Source organism: Streptomyces sp. NPDC053560 (genome assembly GCF_044544605.1).
Classification (GTDB): domain Bacteria; phylum Actinomycetota; class Actinomycetes; order Streptomycetales; family Streptomycetaceae; genus Streptomyces.
The window spans coordinates 124,189-144,470 of sequence record NZ_JBITXI010000018.1 but is presented as its reverse complement, the minus strand read 5'-3'; the positions used below and the strand labels follow the sequence as shown (position 1 = coordinate 144,470).

The 20,282-nt window shown below is 73.9% G+C and carries 16 protein-coding genes; 8 read left to right on the top strand and 8 right to left on the bottom strand.

Going from position 1 to position 20,282, the window contains the following annotated elements:
* Window positions 1-72: 72 nt before the first annotated feature.
* Genes ACIGQF_RS34435 through ACIGQF_RS34420 form a run of 4 tightly spaced genes read left to right on the top strand, consistent with a single transcriptional unit; the run spans window position 73 to window position 6,291 of the window.
* Window positions 73-1,230 carry an acyl-CoA dehydrogenase family protein gene (locus ACIGQF_RS34435; protein WP_399718705.1) on the top strand — a complete coding sequence of 386 codons (1,158 nt, stop codon included), beginning with the start codon at window positions 73-75 and terminating at the stop codon, window positions 1,228-1,230.
* The gene (locus ACIGQF_RS34430) at window positions 1,230-2,849 is read left to right on the top strand and encodes a 5-guanidino-2-oxopentanoate decarboxylase (RefSeq protein ID WP_399718703.1); all 1,620 of its coding nucleotides are present in this window, start codon (window positions 1,230-1,232) and stop codon (window positions 2,847-2,849) included. The genes ACIGQF_RS34435 and ACIGQF_RS34430 overlap by 1 nt, the downstream gene beginning before the upstream one ends.
* Before the next feature lie 59 nt (window positions 2,850-2,908).
* The gene (locus ACIGQF_RS34425) at window positions 2,909-4,120 is read left to right on the top strand and encodes a Glu/Leu/Phe/Val dehydrogenase dimerization domain-containing protein (protein ID WP_399718701.1); all 1,212 of its coding nucleotides are present in this window, start codon (window positions 2,909-2,911) and stop codon (window positions 4,118-4,120) included.
* Window positions 4,117-6,291 carry an acetate--CoA ligase family protein gene (locus ACIGQF_RS34420; protein ID WP_399718699.1) on the top strand — a complete coding sequence of 725 codons (2,175 nt, stop codon included), beginning with the start codon at window positions 4,117-4,119 and terminating at the stop codon, window positions 6,289-6,291. The genes ACIGQF_RS34425 and ACIGQF_RS34420 overlap by 4 nt, the downstream gene beginning before the upstream one ends.
* Before the next feature lie 109 nt (window positions 6,292-6,400).
* Here the strand turns inward: ACIGQF_RS34420 and ACIGQF_RS34415 are convergent, their stop codons facing one another.
* A complete protein-coding gene (locus ACIGQF_RS34415) occupies window positions 6,401-7,981 on the bottom strand; it encodes an APC family permease (RefSeq protein ID WP_399718696.1) in 1,581 nt (526 codons plus the stop codon).
* A 168-nt stretch (window positions 7,982-8,149) separates the two neighbouring features.
* On the opposite strand from ACIGQF_RS34415, the gene ACIGQF_RS34410 reads away from it, so the two are divergent.
* Both ACIGQF_RS34410 and ACIGQF_RS34405 read left to right on the top strand, forming a co-directional pair.
* Entirely contained in the window at window positions 8,150-8,773 is a 624-nt protein-coding gene (locus tag ACIGQF_RS34410; protein WP_399718694.1) for a TetR/AcrR family transcriptional regulator, read from the top strand.
* A gap of 510 nt (window positions 8,774-9,283) precedes the next feature.
* Window positions 9,284-10,681, top strand: a complete 1,398-nt coding sequence (locus tag ACIGQF_RS34405; protein ID WP_399718779.1) for an FAD-binding oxidoreductase — start codon at window positions 9,284-9,286, stop codon at window positions 10,679-10,681.
* On the opposite strand, the gene ACIGQF_RS34400 is transcribed toward ACIGQF_RS34405, so the two are convergent.
* From ACIGQF_RS34400 to ACIGQF_RS34375, 6 genes are all read right to left on the bottom strand, one after another.
* On the bottom strand, window positions 10,659-11,597 hold the full coding sequence (locus tag ACIGQF_RS34400) for an oxidoreductase (protein WP_399718691.1): 939 nt from the start codon (window positions 11,595-11,597) through the stop codon (window positions 10,659-10,661). The two genes, ACIGQF_RS34405 and ACIGQF_RS34400, sit on opposite strands and share 23 nt — an antisense overlap.
* A gap of 241 nt (window positions 11,598-11,838) precedes the next feature.
* Entirely contained in the window at window positions 11,839-12,216 is a 378-nt protein-coding gene (nirD, locus tag ACIGQF_RS34395) for a nitrite reductase small subunit NirD (protein ID WP_399718688.1), read from the bottom strand.
* Complete coding sequence (nirB, locus tag ACIGQF_RS34390; protein WP_399718685.1) at window positions 12,213-14,807, bottom strand: nitrite reductase large subunit NirB; 2,595 nt, start codon at window positions 14,805-14,807, stop codon at window positions 12,213-12,215. Before nirB ends, nirD begins: the two co-directional genes overlap by 4 nt.
* A 2-nt stretch (window positions 14,808-14,809) precedes the next feature.
* The gene (locus ACIGQF_RS34385; RefSeq protein ID WP_399718682.1) at window positions 14,810-16,063 is read right to left on the bottom strand and encodes an NAD(P)/FAD-dependent oxidoreductase; all 1,254 of its coding nucleotides are present in this window, start codon (window positions 16,061-16,063) and stop codon (window positions 14,810-14,812) included.
* Window positions 16,064-16,170: 107 nt separating this feature from the next.
* Window positions 16,171-17,364 carry a M20 family metallopeptidase gene (locus tag ACIGQF_RS34380; protein WP_399718679.1) on the bottom strand — a complete coding sequence of 398 codons (1,194 nt, stop codon included), beginning with the start codon at window positions 17,362-17,364 and terminating at the stop codon, window positions 16,171-16,173.
* Window positions 17,365-17,447: 83 nt separating this feature from the next.
* The gene (locus tag ACIGQF_RS34375) at window positions 17,448-18,227 is read right to left on the bottom strand and encodes an MFS transporter (protein ID WP_399718677.1); all 780 of its coding nucleotides are present in this window, start codon (window positions 18,225-18,227) and stop codon (window positions 17,448-17,450) included.
* Between ACIGQF_RS34375 and ACIGQF_RS34370 the strand changes: the two genes are divergently transcribed.
* Window positions 18,217-18,498: a hypothetical protein gene (locus tag ACIGQF_RS34370; protein ID WP_399718674.1), complete on the top strand. Its 282-nt coding sequence runs from the start codon at window positions 18,217-18,219 to the stop codon at window positions 18,496-18,498. The two genes, ACIGQF_RS34375 and ACIGQF_RS34370, sit on opposite strands and share 11 nt — an antisense overlap.
* Window positions 18,499-18,600: 102 nt before the next feature.
* Here ACIGQF_RS34370 and ACIGQF_RS34365 read toward each other — a convergent pair whose 3' ends face one another.
* Complete coding sequence (locus ACIGQF_RS34365; protein WP_399718671.1) at window positions 18,601-19,455, bottom strand: aldo/keto reductase; 855 nt, start codon at window positions 19,453-19,455, stop codon at window positions 18,601-18,603.
* Window positions 19,456-19,495: 40 nt separating this feature from the next.
* Here ACIGQF_RS34365 and ACIGQF_RS34360 point away from each other — a divergent pair, with 40 nt between their 5' ends.
* Window positions 19,496-20,281 (top strand): TSUP family transporter, encoded by a 786-nt coding sequence (locus ACIGQF_RS34360; protein WP_399718776.1) that lies wholly within the window; start codon window positions 19,496-19,498, stop codon window positions 20,279-20,281.
* The last annotated feature ends 1 nt before the right edge of the window (window position 20,282 follow it).

The following is a 20,282-nucleotide window of genomic DNA, read 5'->3' as shown; positions in this document are numbered from 1 at the left end:
TGACTCACGATTCAGTAAGGTGCCGCCGTCGCCGCGCCCGGCGCGGCCGTCGCATCCGGAGAGGGAGAGCCCATGCCAGAGCTGCCCACCGAGCTGGTCCCGCTGAGCGACGAGCAACGGGACATCGTCGACCTCACCCGCGCCTTCGCCCGCGACGAGATCCGGCCCCGGGCCCGCGACGTGGACGAGGCCGACACCCGCACCCCCTGGGACCTGTGGCGCAAGGCCGCCGAGGTCGGCATCACCGGCTTCATGCTCCCGGCCGAGTACGGCGGCGGCGGCTTCACCGACGTCTTCACGCAGGTACTCGTCCAGGAGGAGCTGTGCGCCGGCGACCTCGGCATCGGCAACCTCCTCTGCTCCAACGGCTTCTTCGCCGACCCGGTGCTGGAACTCGGCACGAAGGAGCAGCAGCGCACCTGGCTCACCCCGCTCACCGGCCCCGACACCCCCATGACCGCGCTCGCCACCACCGAGCCCGGCGCCGGCTCCGACGCCGCGTCGATCACCACCACCGCGGTCCGCACCGCCGGTGGCTACCTGCTCAACGGCCAGAAGGCCTGGATCTCCAACGCGGGCGAGGCCGAGAGCTACGTCGTCTTCGCCAAGACCGACCCCGCCCTGCGCGCCCGCGGCGTCACCGCGTTCCTGCTGCGCAAGGACACCGCGGGCGTCGAATTCGGCGCGCCCATGCGGAAGATGGGGCAGCGCGCGATCGTCTGCCGCGAGATCTTCTTCCGCGACGCGTTCGTACCGGAGGAGAACCGGCTCGGCGACGAGGGCCAGGGCTTCCACGGCCTCATGCGCACCTTCGACATCTCCCGCGCGGTCCTGGGCGCCGCGGCCACCGGCATCGCCCGCGCCGCCTACGAGTACGCCCGCGACTACGCTGCCAGCCGGCGCCAGTTCGGCAAGCCGATCATCGAGCACCAGGCCGTCGCCTTCCGGCTCGCGGACATGCGGACCCGCGTCGAGCAGGCCCGGCTGATGACCTGGCGCGCGGCCAAGCGGCTGGACGCCGGGCTGGACGCGACCTCCGAAGCCGCGATGGCCAAGCTCACCGCCTCGGAGACCGCCGCGTACTGCACCTGGGCCGCGGTCCAGACGCTCGGCGGCTGGGGCTACTCGCGGGAGTATCCGGTCGAGCAGTGGATGCGCGACGCCAAGCTGGAGGAGATCGAGGAAGGCACCTCGGACATCATGCGCCTCGTCATCGCGCGGGGCATGTGATGACGACGGACATGACGGGCGGCCGCGCCCTCGTCCGGGCGCTGGCCGCGCACGGCGTCACACAGGCCTTCGGCATCCCGGGCACGCACAACCTGGAGATCTACCGCCACCTCGACGCGTACGGCATCGCCCACCTCAACCCCCGCCACGAGCAGGGCGCGGGCTACGCCGCCGACGCGTACGCCCGGGTCACGGGGCGTCCCGGCGTCGCGCTCACCACGACGGGCCCGGCCCTCCTCAACATCGCGGCGGCCGTCGGCCAGGCGTACTCCGACAGCGTCCCGCTGCTCGTCGTCTCGCCCGGCATGCCGCTGCGCCACCCGCGCCTGGCGACCGGCCTGCTGCACGAGATGCGCAGCCAGACGGACGCGCTGCGGGCGGTGGCGGCGTTCAGCCACCGCGTCTCGACGGTCGAGGAGATCGGTGCCGCGGTCGCCCGTGCCTGGACCCTGTTCCGTACGGAACGGCCCCGGCCCGCCCACATCGAAGTGCCGCTGGACCTGCTCACGGAGACGGCGGCGGCCGGTCCCGTACGGCTCGCGCCGCCCGCCGTACCGGCGGCGGCGGGGGCGGGCGCGCTGGCCGCCGCGACCGAGGCGCTGCGGGGTGCCCGCCGCCCGGCCCTCGTCCTCGGCGGCGGTGCCCGGGCCGCGGCACCCGAGTGCCGGGCGCTGGCGGAGGGGCTGGACGCCTGGGTGGTCACCACCGCCAACGGCAAGGGCATCCTCGCCGAGACGCACCCCCTCTCGCTGGGCGTCTCGCTGCACAGCCCGGCGGTCCGGCGCCGGCTGACGGAGGAGTGCGACGCGCTGCTCGCGGTCGGCACGGAGCTGGCCGAGGCGGACCTGTGGACCACCGAACCGCTCGCCCTCCGCGGCCCGTTGCTCCGTGCCGACCTGGACCCGGCGCAGATGTACGCGGGCCTCCCGGCCGACATCGCGTTGGTGGGGGACGCGCGGGAGACGGTACGGGCGCTGCTCGCGGGGCTGGGGGCGGACCGGGAGGCGGGTGCTGCCGCGCGTACGGCCGCGGCGTTGCGCGCCGAGCGGGACGCGGAGACGGCCGAGCGGGACGCGCGCCGGCTCCCGTACCTGCGGGCGATCCGCGAAGAACTCGCGCCGGACGCCGTGCTCACCTCCGACAGCGCCCAGTGCTGCTACTACGGCGCGCTCCCGCACCTCCCGGTCGGCCCCGAAGGCCGCTACCTGCACCCCACCGGCTTCGGCACCCTCGGGTACGCGCTGCCCGCCGCGATCGGCGCCAAGGCGGCGGCCCCCGAGCGCCAGGTCGTCGCGCTGAGCGGCGACGGCGGCCTGCAGTTCTCCGTGCAGGAGCTGGCCACCGCCGTACAGCTCCGGCTGCCGCTCCCCGTCGTCGTGTTCGACAACGGGGGGTACGGCGAGATCCGTGACGAGATGGCGGCCCGCGGCGACCGGCCGGTCGCAGTCGACCTGCCGCCGCCCGGAGTACCGCCCGTCGACCTGGCCGCGCTGGCCCGCGCGTACGGCGGGCACGGAGCGCGCGCCGGCACCCCTGCCGAACTCGCCGACGCGCTCCACGAGGCGCTCCGTACGCCCGGCCCCACCGTCATCACCGTCCCCGAGGAGCCCCTCCGGTGACCCGAGGAGCCCGCCTGACGACCCGAGGATCCCACCCGATGCCCCGAGGAGCCCGCCCGATGAGCAGCACCGAACCCGTGACGTCCCATGCGTCCGATGTCCCGCTCGTCTCGCTCACCTGGACCGACCACGAGACCGGCCATCAGGGGCACCTGGTCATCGACCGCCTCGTACGCGGCGTGGCCAGCGGTGGCCTGCGGATGCGGGCCGGCTGCACCCTCGACGAGGTGGCCGGGCTGGCCCGCGGCATGACGATGAAGGAAGCGCTGCACTACAACCCCGAGGGCCGGTACATCCCGCTCGGCGGCGCCAAGGGCGGTATCGACTGCGACCCGCGCGCGCCGGAGGCGTACGGCGTCCTCGTGCGCTACCTGCGTGCCATGCGCCCCTACATCGAGCACTTCTGGACGACCGGCGAGGACCTGGGCCTGACCCAGGACCTGGTCGACAAGGCGGCCGCCGAAGCCGGGCTGGTCTCCTCCATCCAGGCGGTCTACCCGCTGCTGGACGACGAGACGGCGGCCCGGCAGCGGCTCGCCGACGCGTTCCGGATCGACGTGGACGGCATCGGGCTGGACGAACTGGTGGGCGGCTGCGGCGTCGCGGAGGCCGCGCTCGCCGCGCTGGACCGCGCGGGTGTCCCGTACGAGGGCACCCGGGTGGCCGTGCAGGGCCTGGGCACCATGGGCGGCGCGACGGCGCGCTTCCTCGCCCGCGCCGGGCTGCGCGTCGTCGCCGTCGCCGACATCAAGGGAACCCTCGCCAACCCCGCCGGGCTGGACGTCGAGGCGCTGCTCGCCGCGCGCGACGCGCACGGCACCGTGGACCGTGCCGCGCTGCGCCCCGGGGACCGCGAACTGCCGCGCGACGCCTGGCTGTCGGCCGATGCCGACGTGCTGATACCGGCGGCCGTCTCGTACGCGATCGACGCCGGGAACCAGGCGGACATCACCGCGCGTTGGGTGATCGAGGCGGCGAACATGCCGGTACGGGAGGAGGCCGAGGCGCTGCTCACCGCCCGCGGGGTGACCGTCCTGCCCGACGTGGTAGTCAACTCCGGTACGAACGCCTGGTGGTGGTGGACGCTCTTCGGGGACATCGGCGCCGACGCGGACGAGGCGTTCGCGTACACCCGCCGCTCGATGCGCGCCCTGATCGACCAGATGCTGGCCCGCGCCGAGGCCGTCGGCTGCACACCGCGCGCGGCCGCCCACGGCATCGTCGCCAACCGGCTCCCGGTGATCGCGGAGCGGTTCGGGTGGTACCGATGACGTCCGCGTCCGAGCCGTGTCCACCGGCCGCTTCCCTGGCCTCGCTCTTCGACCCCCGCTCCGTGGCCGTCGTCGGGGCCTCGGCCAACCCCGAGAAGTGGGGGTACTGGCTCGCGTCCGGGGCGCTCGCCGGACGGGCGCGCCGTACGGTGCACCTGATCAACCACCGGGGCGGCGAGCTCTCCGGCGTGCCGTTCCTGCCGGACCTCGGCGCGCTGCCGGAGCCGCCGGAGCACGTGGTCGTGGCGGTACCGCCGCCCCAGGTGCGGGCGGTCGTCGCCGAAGGGCTGGCGGCCGGCGCCCGCTGCTTCACCGTCATCACCTCGGGCGGCCCGGCCCCCGAGGCGGAAGCGGAACTGTCGTCCCTGGTCCGGGCGCACGGCGCCCGGCTCCTCGGCCCGAACTGCATGGGCGTCGTCGACACCACCAGCGACCTCCGGCTGAGCTGGGGCGACTTCCCGGCCGGACAGGTCGGCCTGGTCTCCCAGAGCGGCAACCTCGCGCTGGAGATCGGCCGCCTGCTGGCCCGCGCCGGCCAGGGCTTCTCCCGCTTCGTCTCCCTCGGCAACCAGCGGGACATCGACGCCGCCGACGCCCTGGAGGCGCTGATGCGGCACGGCCCGACGCGCGTCATCGCCGCGTACGTGGAGGACTTCCGCGACGGCCGACGGCTGGCCCGCGCCCTGGCCACCGCCCACGCGGCCGGCAAGCCGGTCCTCCTCCTCACCGTCGGCCGCAGCGCCGCCGCCGGCCGGGCCGCCGCCTCCCACACGGGCGCCCTGGTCAGCCCCCGTGCCACGGTCGAAGCCGTCTGCCGCGACGCGGGCGCCCTGCTGCTCGACACGGCGGGGGAGACGGTGGACACGGCGCTGTGCCTGCTGAGGGCGCACGGTCGCGCGACCGTGCCGGTCCCTGCCCCGCCGCCGGCGACAGCCCCACCACCGTGGCCGGTCGCGCAGTTCCCCGCGCTCCTGAGGCCGCGCCCTGCCGTCGCCGTCGTCGGAGACAGTGGCGGACAAGGGGCTCTGGCCGCCGACGCGTTCGCCGCCCGCGGTGCGGACGTACCGGCGTTCTCCGCAGCCACCGCCGAGGCAGTTGCCGCGCTCCTCCCGCCCGGCGCCGGCTGCGGCAACCCCGTGGACCTCGCGGGCGCCGGCGAAGTCGACCTGGCCACCTATGCGCGCCTCACTCGTATGCTCCTGACCTGCGGCGAAGCCGACGCCGTCGTCCTCACCGGCTACTTCGGCGACTACGCCACCGACGCGCCGGGCCGAGCCGCCCGCGAGACGGAGATCGCCCGGGAACTCGCCACCGCAGCCGAGGCCTCCGGCCGCCCCCTCCTCGTCCACACCATGGCCCGCGACACCCCGGCCCTCGCCGTCCTGCGGCAGCGTGGCGTCCCGGTCTACGAACGGATCGAGCAGGCCGCGGCGGCCCTGTCCGGCGTGACGCGCCTCAGCGCCACCCGCCCCAGGCAGCCGCTGCCGCTCCCGCCCCCGTCCCCCCACCGCCTCCTCGACGGCGATTACGAAACCACCCGCGACCTGCTCTGCTCCTACGGACTGGCCTTCCCCGCAGCGGAGTTCGTCCGTTCCGCCGACGAGGCGGTGGTCGCCGCCCACCGGGTCGGCTTCCCGCTCGCCCTGAAGGCGATGGGGCTGGCCCACAAGACGGAGGCGGGCGGGGTGGCGCTCGGCCTGGCCGACGAGACGGCGCTGCGGGCCGCCTTCGCCCGGATGGCCGCGGTGACGGGTGCGCACCGCTACGCCGTCGAAGCCATGGCCACGCCCCCGTACGCGGTCGAACTGATCGCTGGCGTACGACGCGACCCCGCCTTCGGCCCGGTTCTCATGGCCGGCATCGGCGGCGTACGGGCCGAACTCCTCGCCGACACCGCCCTGGCCCTCGCCCCGCTCACCCCCGACCACGCCCGCGACCTCCTGCTCTCCCTGCGCCTCGCCCCCCTCCTCACCGGCTGGCGCGGCACCCCTCCCGTCGACCTCGACGCGGCCGCCACCGCCCTCTGCACCCTGGCCCGCTGCGCCACCGAACACCCCGAACTCACCGACATGGAAATCAACCCCCTCCTCACCCACCCGGGCGGAGCAGTGGCCCTGGACGCGGCGGCGGTGTTGGCCGTACCTCCGGGAGGGGCTGCCCCGTACCGCTGAGCGGCGTACAGGAAGGCCCGGGCCCGCCGTCCGGCGGAACCCGGGCCTTCCCCCGGTCAGGACCGGTTCTGGAACTCGGTGGCGTTGCAGCCGAGGAGCGGCAGGATCGCTACCCCTTGGCCCGACGGGTCTTCGCCCCCAGGCCGTAGAACACCAGCCCGATGACCAGGAACAGGGCGAGTGGGAGGACCTGGCTGAGGGTGTAGGCGAGGCGTTGGCCGGCGAAGGACGGGGGGAGGGAGTCGGCTGCGTTGCCTGTGCTGCCGAACCAGCCGACGCCGAAGCCCGGCCAGATGAGTACGACGACCGTGAAGGCTACGAGGCCCGTTGCCAGCGCGGTGACCGTCCACAGCCCGAGGCGCCCGCCCGGTACCGCGTACGGGCGGGGCGTGTCCGGGTACTTCCGGCGCAGTACCACCAGGCTCGGGAACGTGATGACGTACGAGATGAACGTCGTGGAGATCGTCAGCCCGAGGCCCGCCGCGAAATACTTCTCGCCGTCCCCCTCGGTCAGATTCAGCGCGAGCACGAAAAGCACCGAGGCGATGACGGCGGACAGCAGATTGACCCGCGCCGGGGTGCCCCGCCGCTCGTCGATCTTGCCGAGCCAGCCGGGCCCCGCGCCGTCCGCGCAGGCCACCGCCTGTGCCCGGTGCGCCCCCATCGCCCAGGTGACCCCGCTGGTCAGCAGCCCGACGATCAGTCCGGCCGCCGCCACGCCGCCGAAAACGGCCCCCGCGCCGCCGAGCGTCACGGTCCCGTCGCTCGCGATGTGCCCGCCGTAGACGGTGAAGACCGCCTTGCAGGCATCGATGAATCCGCCGAGGCTCCCGATTTCCTTCCCCGGCAGGACGAACAGGATTCCCAGGATCGGCCCGCCGTACAGCACCAGCGACGCCAGCCCCGACCGCAGGATCGACAGCGGAATGTCCCGGCGCGGATTGGTCATTTCCTCCGCCGCGGAGCTGGGCAGTTCGAACCCGACGTAATTGAAGATGAGTACGGGCACGAGTGCGATGAATCCGGCGTACGTCGGCGTGAACTCCCCGGCCGGCAGCGGGTGCACGCCGTTTTCCAGCGCGAAGACGACCACGGAGACGAGGAAGAAGCCGAGCAGCACGATGCGCGCGACGGCCCCCGCGATCGGCACCCATTTCCCGAACCGTACGGCCTGCACCACGGCCAGCGCCCCGCCCCAGATGAACACCAGCCCGGCGAGGTATTTCCACGCACCCGGCAGTGGCGTGAAGAATTCCTCCCATGTCGTCAGCGCGATGATGCAGAGGCTGCCGCCCACCCAGACCGGATTGGATATCCAGTACAGGATCTGGTTGAGGCCGGCCGTCAGCCGCCCGAACGCGAGCCGCGTCCAGACGTACGGCCCGCCCTGCACGGGGAATGCCGAGCCCAGCTCGGCGACCAGCAGTCCGTACGGCAGGAAGAAGGCGAGCGCGAGGATCGCCATCCAGGTCAGCCCCTGCGGGCCCTGCGCCGCGACCGACCCGATCGTGTCCAGCCCGACCAGCGTGCAGATCAGGAAGAACAGTACGTCCAGCCGCCGCAGGTCCTTCCGCAGGCGGCCCCGCTGTTCGCCCCACCCCTCGGACAGGTCGGGCGAGCCGGTGTCCGGCCCGGGTCTCCTCCCGGGGCCGGGCGGTGCGGACGACGATCGGGTCTCTGCATCTGTCATGGCGAACTCCAGCGACGACGCGGCACGCGCTCCAACCGAACTCACTGCGACTGTTGCGACTACTGCAACTAACTGAATGGACAGTCAGTAGTGGGTAGTGGGTGACTGTGAACCCGTCGCCGCGCGGTGTCAAGGGTTCTCGCACGCCCCCGGTTGTAGGCTGACGACGTGGCAAGAGTCCGGTTGAACGTGGCGGAGCGGCGCGAGGAGCTGCTGCGTGCCGCCATCGAGCAGATCGAGGCACGTGGCGTCGCGGCGGTCCGCGTCTCCGATGTGGCCTCCGCGCTGGGTGTCTCCAACGCCCTGGTCCTGTACCACTTCGCCACGAAGGAGAAGCTCGTCGCGGCGGCCTTCGCGCACGCCGCCGAGGCCGACCTCGCCCACCTGCGCCGCCTCCTCAACCGCCGCACGACCGCGGTGCGCCGGCTGCGCGCGGCGGTGCGCTGGTACGCACCGACCGGCCAGGCCAAGGGCTGGCGCCTGTGGATCGAGGGCTGGGCGGCGGCCCTCCGCGACCCGGTCCTCCGGGAGACGGCCGGCGGCCTGGACCAGGAGTGGAAGGCCGCCCTCGCCGACGTGATGGCGGAGGGCGCGACGGCCGGCGAGTTCGACTGCCCCGACCCCACGGCCGCGGCCTGGCGCCTCACCGCCCTCCTGGACGGCCTCGCGGTCCAGATGACCTCGTACCAGGGCCCGCTGCCGCGCACGACCATGCTCCAGTGGGCGGAGGAAGCCCTGGCCCGAGAACTGGGCCTGTCGCGCGCCGCGCTCACGGACACGTCGGCGTCCTGAGGCCGACATGAAGGGGGCGCAGCGCCCGCTCGTCCCTGAGGCCCGTGAACCTCATGCGCCCATTGCCCGTCTCCTCTCGTGATCAACGTCGCACGCACGCAGGGGAGAGCGGTTCATGACGCAAGGGGAAGTTCAGCGGAGCCACGGTGAGGGGCCCTGGTGGGCCGGGCTCGGGGCGGTGGGGGCCGTTGGGCTGATTGTTTTCGGGGTTGTTGTCGCTGTATGGGTTTTCTTTCGGTTGCCCGGTACGCCGGAGAACCTGGCGGGTGGGTATTACGGAGCCGCCAAGGTCATCGCCATTGGGGCCGTGGTCGCGGGCAGTGCTCTGTTGGGGCGCGGGCGGCGTTGACGTCTGACGCCGGGAACGGCGTCGCGGCGGTCCGGATGCCGGGTTGCAGCGGTGGCTGCGGTGGGGATTGCCCGGGGCCGGGGGCGGCGGGAGGGTGGGGGTAAGGGCCGGGGGCCCGGGAGCTGGGCTTTGGCCAAAGGTGCGATGCCATGGGGGCCGCCATGGAGCCGGGGACTCTGGGAGCGTTGCGGCAAGCGGTACGGGGACCGGTCGTGGGGCCGGAGGACGGCGGGTACGACGAAGCCCGGAAGGTCTACAACGGCATGCTGGACAAGCGGCCGGGGGCCGTGGTGGCGTGCCGGGACGTGGTGGATGTCCGGGATGTGGTGGCCTTCGCGCGGGAGCGGGGGGTCGAGCTGGCCGTGCGGGGCGGGGGACACAGCGCGCCCGGCCTGGGGATCGTGGACGGCGGGATCACCGCCGACCTGGCGCCGATGCGCTGGGTGCGGGTCGATCCGGCGGCCCGGACCGCGCAGGCCGGGGGCGGGAGCCTCCTCGGGGACCTGGACCACGCGACGCAGGGCTTCGGGCTCGCCGTGCCCACCGGCATCAATTCGACGACCGGTCTCGGCGGGCTGACGCTGGGCGGCGGGCACGGCTATCTCACCCGCAAGTACGGCCTGACGCTGGACAGTCTGGTGGCGGCCGATGTGGTGCTGGCGGACGGGACCCTCGTCACCGCGAGCGAAGACGCGCACGAGGACCTGTTCTGGGCGCTGCGCGGCGGGGGCGGCAACTTCGGCGTGGTCACGTCGTTCACGTACCGGCTGCACCCCGTCGACACGGTCGGCTTCGGCGTCACCGTGTGGCCGGTGGAGCGTACGCGCGAAGTGCTCGGCTGGTACCGGGAGTTCATGCCGAGTGCCGCGGAGGACGTGTACGGGTTCTTCACGGTGCTGGCCGTGCCGCCCGGGCCGCCCTTCCCCGAGGAGCTGTACGGGCAGAAGATGTGCGGCGTGCTGTGGTGCCACGCCGGGGAAGCGGAGCGGACCGAAGCGGTGCTCGGGGAGGCGCTCGCGGGGGCGCGCGAGGCGGGCCGGCCGGCCTTCCACTTCTCGACGCCGATGCCGTACGCGGAGATGCAGCGGCTGTTCGACGAGCTGCTGCCCGCGGGGCTCCAGTGGTACTGGCGCGGCGCCTTCTTCGACCGGGTGCCGGACGAGGCGCTCGACGTGCATCTGCGGTTCGGGGAGGAGCTGCCCACCGGGCTGTCGACGATGCACTTGTACCCGGTGGACGGAGCCGCCGGGCGCGTCGGCCGGGAGGACACGGCGTGGAGCTACCGGGACGCGCTGTGGTCCGGGGTCTTCGCCGGCATCGACCCCGACCCGGCCAACGCGCGGGCGGTCAAGGAGTGGTGCGTGGCGTACTGGGAGGCGCTGCGCCCGTACTCCATGGGCGGGTCCTACGTGAACTTCCTCGGCGAGGGCGAGGGGGAGGACCGCGTCCGGGCCACGTACCGGGACAACTACGACCGGCTGGCGCGGGTCAAGCGGCGGTACGACCCGGACAACGTCTTCCACGTCACCCAGAACGTCAGGCCGGCGCCGGAGAAGTGAAGTCGTAGGTGACGCCGGTCAGCTGTTCCGAGGCGGTCCACAGGGCCTCCGAGGTGGCGTCGTCCTTGGTCCGGCGGGCGCGGAACGAGGGGGCCGGCGCACCGCGGAGGCCGCCCTGCGGGCCGAGGAACGCGTCGGGGCGCATGCCCGGGGCGGTCGCCGCGCAGAGGCTGGGCAGCGCGCCCGCCTCGGCGGGCTGGGCGACGAGCCGGTTGCCGAGGGCGGCGTAGCGCTCGGCGCGGGTGCGGCCCTCCATGCGGACACCGGCCGTCTGGAGGTTGGTGTCGGCGTAGCCCGGGTGCGCGGCGACGGCGAGCACATCGGAGCCGGCGCGGTCGAGCCGGGCGGCCAGCTCGTGCGTGAAGAGGAGGTTGGCCGACTTGGAGCGGGCGTAGGCGATCCAGCGGCGGTAGCGGTTCCGCTCGTAGTTGAGGTCGGTCAGGTCGACGTCGGCGAGGGCGTGGAAGCCGCTGGAGACCGTGACGACGCGGGCGCCGGGGGTGGCGAGCAGCGCGGGCAGGAGCAGGCCGGTCAGCGCGAAGTGGCCGAGGTGGTTGGTGCCGAACTGCATCTCGAAGCCGTCGGCGGTGCGGCGGTGGGGGAGGGCCATCACACCGGCGTTGTTGATCAGCAGGTCGAGGCGAGTGGCGGCCAGCTCGTCGGCGAAGGCGCGTACGGAGGCCAGGTCGGCGAGGTCGAGCGTGCGCAGCTCGCTCTCGGACGCGGGCAGCTCGGAGTGCAGCCGGGCGACGGCAGCGGCGCCGCGGTCCTTGTCGCGGCAGGCCAGGATCACCCGCGCGCCGCGGCGGGCGAGCTCGCGCGCCGTGACGTAGCCGAGACCACTGTTGGCACCGGTCACGACGGCCAGCCGGCCGGTCTGGTCGGGAATATGGGACGTGTTCCAGCGGCGGGCCATTGCCTGAACCTCTCGGTACGTATGGACTCGTCGGTACGTAGGGACTCGGTACGCATGCAGGAGGGTGCCCACGTACGCGGTGCGTATGTACTCGTCGGTAAAGCCGAGGTCAGGTTACGCGGGTGCACCGTGCCCGGCCGTACGCGACCGCCCCGTCGCGCGCCGGGCAGGGCAGGGATGGCGCGGGGCGGGGCGGTCGGGCTGGTGGGGCGGCGGGCGTGGGAGCCGCCGGGTGGGTGGGTCAGGCGGCTGCTGCGGTCTGCGGGGTCAGCCGGGTCTCGTAGACCGGGACCGAGCGGGCCGGGTCGTCCAGGCAGGTGCCCGTCGCCAGGTCGAAGCGCTGCTTCAGGAGGGGGGAGGCGACGTACGGGCGACCGTCGGCGGAGCCGGTGAGGCCGCGGGAGAGGACGCAGGCGCCGGTGAACGGGTCGCGGTTGCCGATCGCGTACGGGCGGCCCGTGCGGTCCAGGAAGACGGCGGCCTGGGTGCCGTCCGGGAGGAGCACGGCCACGCCGCGTCCGGGGACGAGCGCGGAGGAGGCGCAGACGGCCAGCCAGCCGCGGTCCGTGCGCAGTTCGAGGGTGCCGGTCGTCAGCGGGCGTTCGAGCGTCTCGGTCATCGGGAAACGGTCCCTTCGAGGGTGCGTACGGGGAGGGTGGGGCCGGCCAGCAGGTCCAGGTCCGGCTTCATCTGGTCCCGCTCGGGGACGAAGCGGACGGACGGGTCGGGCGCTTCGGGCGCGTTGACGAAGGAGACGAAGCGGGAGAGGCGCTCGGGGTCGTTGAGCGTCTCGGCCCACTCGTCGCGGTAGTGGGCGACGTGGTCGGCCATCAGGGCCTCCAGCTCGGCGCAGAGGCCGAGGGAGTCGTGGACGACGACGTCGCGTACGTGGTCCAGGCCGCCCTCGATGCGCTCCAGCCAGGCGGAGGTGCGCTCCAGGCGGTCGGCGGTGCGGATGTAGAACATCAGGAAGCGGTCGATCAGGCGGACCAGCTCGGCGTCGGAGAGGTCCTGGGCGAGGAGGTCGGCGTGGCGCGGATCGGCGCCGCCGTTGCCGCCGACGTAGAGGTTCCAGCCGTTGGAGGTGGCGATGACGCCGAAGTCCTTGCCGCGGGCCTCGGCGCACTCGCGGGCGCAGCCGGAGACCGCGGACTTCAGCTTGTGCGGCGAGCGCAGGCCCCGGTAGCGGAGTTCGAGGTCGATGGCCATGCGGACGGAGTCCTGGACGCCGTAGCGGCACCAGGTCTGCCCGACGCACGACTTCACCGTACGGAGGGCCTTTCCGTACGCGTGCCCCGACTCGAAGCCGGCGTCGACAAGGCGGGCCCAGATGCGGGGGAGCTGGTCGACGCGGGCGCCGAACAGGTCGATCCGCTGGCCGCCGGTGATCTTCGTGTAGAGGCCGTAGTCGCGGGCCACCTCGCCGATGACGATCAGCTTCTCGGGGGTGATCTCGCCGCCGGGGATGCGCGGCACGATCGAGTACGAGCCGTTGCGCTGGAGGTTGGCGAGGAAGTGGTCGTTGGTGTCCTGGAGCGCCGCCTGCTCGCCGTCCAGGACGTAGCCGCTGGCGCCGAGGGTGGGCGCGAGCGAGGCGATGATGGAGCCGACGGTCGGCTTGCAGACCTCGCAGCCGTCACCGTCCCGGGCCTCCGGCCTGCCGTGCGAGGCGAGCAGCTGCTCGTACGAGGTGAGGCGCAGGGTGCGGACGATCTCGTACAGCTCGGCGCGGGTGTGCGGGAAGCAGCCGCACAGGCCCTTGTCGACGGTGACGCCGTTCAGCTCCAGCTCGTCGTTGACCAGGGTGGTCAGCGCCTTCACGCAGGAGCCGCAGCCGGTGCCGGCCTTGGTGCACTTCTTGACCTCGGGGACCGTGCCGCAGGAGTGCTCGGTGACGGCCGCGCGGATGGCGCCCTTGGTGACGTTGTGGCAGTTGCAGATGACCGCCTCGTCGGGGAGCGCGGAGGGGCCGATGGCGACCGGCGCGCCGGCCCCGGCGGGGAGGACCAGCTGCTCGGGGGAGACCGGCGGGACGGAACCGGTGAGCGGGCGGAGCGTGCCGTACGCCTCGGCGTCGCCGACCAGGACGCCGCCCAGCAGCGTGCCGTCCGCGCCGATGACCAGCTTCTTGTAGACGCCCGAGCGGGAGTCGGCGTAGACCACGTCCAGACAGCCCTCGGCGGTGCCGTGCGCGTCGCCGAAGGACGCCACGTCCACGCCGAGCAGCTTGAGCTTGGTGGAGGTGTCGGCGCCGGTGAAGCCCGCGGTGTCGACCGAGGCGATCGCGGCGGCCGCCGTCTCCGCCATCTCGTAGCCGGGCGCCACCAGGCCGTACACCCGGCCGTCGACGGCCAGCGCGCACTCGCCGATCGCGTACACGGCCGGGTCGGTCGCCGTGCGGCAGGCCGCGTCGACCACGATGCCGCCGCGCTCGCCGACCTCCAGGCCGCAGTCGCGGGCCAGCTGGTCGCGCGGCCGGACGCCGGCCGAGAAGATCACCATGTCGGTGTCGATGCGCGAGCCGTCGGACAGCTCCATGCCGGTCACCGCGCCGTCCGGACCCGCGGTGATCTCCTTGCCGCCGACGCCGGTGTGCACGGTCACGCCCATGCCCTCGATGGTGCGGCGCAGCGCCTCGCCGCCGCCCTCGTCGACCTGTACGGGCATCAGCCGCGGCGCGAACTCCACGACGTGCGTGTCCAGCCCGAGGCCCTTGAGGGCGCCCGCCGCCTCCAGGCCGAGCAGGCCGCCGCCGACGACCGAGCCGGAGGTCACGTTCTTGGCGTACTCCTCGATCTCCAGCAGGTCCTCGATCGTCCGGTAGACGAAGCAGCCCTTGCTGTCCTTGCCGGGGACCGGCGGGACGAACGGGTACGAGCCGGTGGCCAGGACGAGTTGGTCGTACTCGACGGTGAAGCCGGAGCGGGCGGTCACCGTGCGGGTGGCGCGGTCGACGGACTCGGCCGGGTCGCCGAGGCGCAGCTCGATGCCGTGCTCCGCCATGAAGCCCGCCTCGACCAGGGACAGATCCTCGGGGGTGCGGCCGGAGAAGTACGAGGTGAGCTGGACCCGGTCGTACGCGGGGCGGGGCTCCTCGCACAGGACGACGACGCGTGCCGACCCGGTGACACCGCGGTCCGCGAGAGCCTCCAGGAAGCGCTGGCCGACCATCCCATGGCCGATGAGCACGATCGTGGGAGTGGCAGTCATGGTCAGTGGCCTCCATCATTGGTGAGCAGGTGGAGCACGGGAGCGGCGGACAGCGGCTCGTCGCCCTCCCAGGTACGGGCGAGCGCGCCGACGGTGCCGAGATCGCCGAGGAGAATGCCGCCGACCAGCCGGTCCCCGCGGACCACGACCCGGCGGTACGCGCTGCGGGTGGCGTCGCTGAGCCGTATGACGTCGTCGCCGGGGGCCGGGGTGGTCTCGCCGAAGGCGGCGAGGTCGAGGACGGCGGCGGGGCCGGAGCCGGTGCCCGAGCCGCCGAGGGTCAGCCGGGTGAGGGCCCGCGTACCGCGGTAGTCGCGCGCCGCGTCGTCGAGCAGCCGGGCCGCCAGCAGGTCCGCCTGGTCCAGCGCCGGGCCGGCCAGGCCGTACGTCACGCCGTCGTGCTCGGCGCAGTCGCCGATCGCGAAGACGCGGGGGTCGTCGGTGCGCAGCGCGTCGTCGACGACGATGCCACGGCGCACGGTGAGGCCGGCGGCCGCTGCCAGACCGGTACGGGGGCGTACGCCGCAGGCCAGGACGACGAGGTCGGCGTCGAGCGCGTACCTGTCGGCGATTTCGACCGCGCGGACCGCCCCGTTTTCGGTGCGCAGGCCGCGGACGCGGCACTCGGTGTGCACCTCGACGCCGAGGTCGTGCAGGTGGTCGCGGAGCAGGCCGCCCGCCGCCTCGTCGAGCTGGCGCTCCATCAGGTGCTCGCCCTGGTGCGCGAGGACGACCTGCGCGCCGCGCTCGGCGAGTGCCCGGGCGGCCGAGACGCCGAGCAGCCCGCCGCCGATGACGACCGTGCGGCGGCCCTCGGCGGCGGCCAGCGCCCGGCAGTCGTCCAGCGTGCGGAAGGGGTGCACGCCGTGCGGGAGTTCGCCGGCGCCGGGCGCGAAGAGGCCGCGCAGCGGCGGCAGTACGGGGTTGGAGCCGGTGGCCAGGACGAGGAGGTCGTACGGGAGGGCGCGGCCGTCGTCGCAGTGCACGAGGCGCTCGTCGCGGTCGACGCGGACCGCCCGTACGCCGCTCAGCCACCGTGCCCCGCCGACCGCGGGCAGTGCGATCACCTCGGGGGCGTAGCGGCCGGCCAGCACCTCGGCGAGCAGGACGCGGTTGTACGGGGCGTGCGGCTCCTCGCCGATCACGGTCACCGCGTACCGGGCCTGCCGGCCGCCGTCGCCGTCGCGGAGGCGGCGCGCGAGCCGGGCGGCGGCCATGCCGCCGCCGATCACCACCACGCGCTGTTTCGAGGTCATGCCGAGAAGCGTGCGGGGCGGCTGTTACCCGGCCGCATCCCGCCCGTTTCCTGAAGGGAACGCTGCTCTCCTCACACGGCCGGGCGCCGTGTGAGGAGTATTCGGCCCTAGGCCGCCTTCACCAGCCGCCGGGCCGCCAGCTCCGCGTAGACCGCGGCGCCGTCCGCGAGGACCGCGTCGTCGAAGACCGCGAGCGGGGAGTGGTTGTTGGGGGAGGTCTCCGGGTCGGCGCCGGGCGGCGGGGAGCCGAGCGTCAGCATCGCGCCGGGCACCTCGGCGATCACCCGGGAGAAGTCCTCCGAGCCGTGCAGCGGCTGCGGCAGCGGCGCGTAGAACTCCTCGCCGAGCGCCTCCCGCACGGTGTGCGCGACGAAGTCCGCCTCGGCGTGGTCGTTGACGGTGACCGGGTACTGCTCGACGAATTCCGCGTCCACCCCGACCCCGTACGCCTGCGCGATGCCGCGGCAGACTTCCGGCGTGCCCTCCCTGACCTTGCGCTGGGCGGCGGGCGAGAAGCTGCGGACGGTCGCGTGGAAGGTGGCGGTGTCGGGGATGACGTTCTGCTGGGTGCCCGCGTGGAAGGTGCCGACCGTCAGCACGACCGGGTCGAAGACGTCGAAGGTACGGGTGATCCACGCCTGCAGCGCGGTGACCATGGCGCAGGCCGCCTGCACCGGGTCCTTGGCGCGGTGCGGCATGGAGCCGTGGCCGCCCTCGCCCTGCACCGTCACCTTCAGCACGTTGGACGCGGCGAGCGCCGGGCCGCCGCGGGTGCCGAAGACGCCGCTCCGCAGGCCCGCCGACATCACGTGGATCGCGTACGCGGCGTCGGGGCGGCTGCCGGAGGCGTCCAGTACGCCCTCGGCGAGCATCTGCCCGGCGCCGTCGAAGCCCTCCTCGCCCGGCTGGAACATGAAGACCACGTCGCCCGCGAGGCGGTCGCGGTGCGCGGAGAGCAGCTTCGCGGCGCCCGCCAGCATCGAGGTGTGCAGGTCGTGGCCGCAGGCGTGCATCCGGCCGCTGTCGGCGGCGAAGTCCAGACCGGTCTTCTCCGCGACCGGCAGCGCGTCCATGTCGCCGCGCAGCAGCACCGTCGGCCCGGCCTGCGCGCCGCGCAGCACCGCCGTCACCGAGCTGAGGCCGCTGCCGGTGCTGACCTCCAGCGGCAGCCCGTCGAGCGCCGCCAGCACCGTCTCCTGGGTGCGCGGCAGGTCCAGGCCGACCTCGGGGATGCGGTGCAGCGCGCGGCGCAGCTGAACCAGGTCGCCGGAGAGGGCGCGGGCGTCGTCCCGCAGATTCATTTGTGCTCCTTCGGAGTGGGGGTGGCAGCAACGAGAGGACCGCAACGCGGGGGCTTCCACAAGAGGGCCTCCGCGGCGGGGGCTCAGCCCTCCGCAGTCCGGGCCGGGCGGATCAGGAAGGTGCCGGCGAGCGAGACGGCGGCGGCGCCCGCGGCCCACCAGGGCACCAGCGTCAGGTGCCCGGCCTTGGCCAGGCCCTGGGCGAGCAGCGGGAACGTGCCGCCGAACAGCCCGATCGCGATCGTGTACGGCACGCCCATCGCGACCACCCGCACCGCGACCGGGAAGAGCTGCGCGAACAGCACGTTCGTCAGCCCGATGGGCGCCGCGATCAGCGTCAGGTACACCACCGTGACCAGCCACATCGGGAGGGCGCCGTGCGCCAGCGCCAGCATCAGCGGCACGGTGGCGACGGCCAGCAGGCACAGGCCGGCGCGCAGGGTGCGCAGCGCGCCCAGCCGGTCGGCGAGCCGCCCGACCACGACCATCGCCGCGATCAGCAGCACCAGCGGGCCCAGCATCGAGGCGGCCGACTCGGTGCCGGAGACGACGCCGAGCTGCTGCGCGTACTGGGGGAGGTAGGCGGTGCCGTAGTAGTACCCGGCGGTCGCGCCGACCGAGATCAGGAAGACGGCCGCCATGTTGCGCAGGTTCGCGCGGTACAGCGCGCGCCGCTCGGCGCCCTTCGGGCCGTCCGCGCCGGCCTCGGTGAACTCCGCGCTCTCCTGCACGCCCCGCCGGATCCACAGCGCCACCAGGCCGAGCGCCGCCGCGACCAGGAAGCCGATCCGCCAGCCGCCGCCGGCCCGTGAACTGACCGAGTGGCCGATCTCGGCGACCCTGTGGGCGAGCGTGCCCGCCACCCACCTCGCCGAGACGGCGCGGGTCCTGCTGGGCCTGCCCGAGGTGCGGCTGTGCGCGGCCGTCACCGGGCGGCAGAACCTGCTCTTCACGCTCTGGCTCCAGTCGGTCCAGGACGTGCAGCGGCTGGAGATCCAGCTCGGCGAGCGGCTGCCGCACCTCCAGCTGCACGACCGGGCGATCGTGCTCAAGCAGTCCAAGCTGATGGGACGCGCGCTGGACGACCGGGGCCGGGCGAGGGACGTCGTACCGGTCGATCCGTGGGCGGGCTGAGGCGGCCTGTCCGACGAGGACCGACCGCCCGGGCCTGCGGCTGCCTGCCCGACGAGGGCCGCCCGCCCCCGCCTGCGGCTACCGGTGGCTACCGGCCCGCGGCTACCGGTCCGCCGCCTCCTCCAGCAGCTTCAGGTCCGCCGGGCCGAGGGCGAGGTCCGCGGCGGCGAGGTTCTCCTCCAAGTGCGCGAGCGAGCCGGTACCGGGCGTGGGCAGCAGGACGGGGGAGCGGTGCAGCAGCCAGGCCAGCGCGATCTGCCCGTGGCTCGCGCCGTGCCGCTCGGCGGTGATGTCCAGGGCGCGCGCCGCGCCGCCGGTCAGCCCGCCGTTGCCGAGCGGGAACCACGGCAGGAACGCGATCCCCTGCCGCTCGCACAGCGTCAGCAGCTCCTCCGAGCCCCGGTCCAGCAGGTGGTAGCGGTTCTGCACCGAGGCGACCGGGGCCAGCGCCAGCGCGGCGGTGAGTTCGGCCGGGCCGACCGAGTCCAGCCCGAGGTACCGGATCTTGCCCGCGTCCCGCAGCTCCAGCAGCGTGCCCAGCTGGTCGGCGAGCGGCACCTTCGGGTCCAGCCGGTGCAGCTGGTACAGGTCGATCGTCTCCCGGCGCAGCCGCCGCAGGCTCGCGTCGCACATCGCGCGCAGCGACTCGGGGCGCCCGTCGATGTGCCAGGCGTCCGCGCTCGTCCGCACCACGCCGCCCTTGGTCGCGATCACCAGGCCCTCCGGATACGGGTGCAGCGCCTCGGCGATCAGCTCCTCGGCCACCGCGGGACCGTAGTTGTCGGCGGTGTCGATCAGGTTCACCCCGCGCTCCACCGCGCGCCGCAGCACGGCGACCGCCTCCCGCGGATCGGCGTGCCGTGGACCCCAGTAGCCCGGTCCCGCCAGCTGTGCCGTGCCGTACCCGAGCCGCCGTACCGGCAGCCCGCCGCCCAGGGTGAAGATCTCGGAGTCCATAACTGCCCACCCTAGAGCGGCCGGTGGTTCTTAAGATCACCTGGTGCCTGACATATCCCTGACGACCCTGCTCCTGCTCTGCCTGGCCGCGCTGGCGGCCGGCTGGATCGACGCCGTCGTGGGCGGTGGCGGGCTGATCCTGCTGCCCGCGCTGCTCGTCGGCCTCCCGCACGTGCCGGCCGCGTTCGTGCTCGGCACCAACAAGTCGGCGGCGGTGGTCGGCACGACGGGCGCAGCGATCACCTACGTCCGCAGGACGCCGCTGGACGTCCCGGCGGCGGTCCGCATCGGGCTGGCGGCGGCGGGCGGTTCGCTGGGCGGCGCGTTCCTCGCGGCCGGGCTGGACAGCGCGGTGCTGCGCCCGCTGATCATGGTCGTGCTGGCCGGGGTGCTCGTCTTCGTGCTGCTGCGGCCGTCCTTCGGTACCGCGCCCGCGCCCTCCGGCCCGGTCACCCGGCAGCGGGTGCTCGCCGCGGTGCTGATCGCCGGGCTCGGCATCGGCTTCTACGACGGGCTGGTGGGCCCCGGCACCGGCGCGTTCCTGGTCATCGCGCTGGCGGCGATCCTGCACATGGACCTGGTGACCGCGTCGGCGACCGCCAAGGTCGTCAACGTCTGCACCAACCTCGGTGCCCTGGCGATGTTCGCCTACCAGGGCACCGTGCTGTGGGGACTGGGCGCGCTGCTCGCGGCGTTCAACCTCGCGGGCAGCACGGCCGGCGCCCGGATGGCGCTGAAGAAGGGCGCCGGCTTCGTGCGCGGCGTACTGGTCGTGGTCGTCGTGGCGCTGCTGTGCTCCATGGCGTACGACCAGTGGCTGTCCTGAG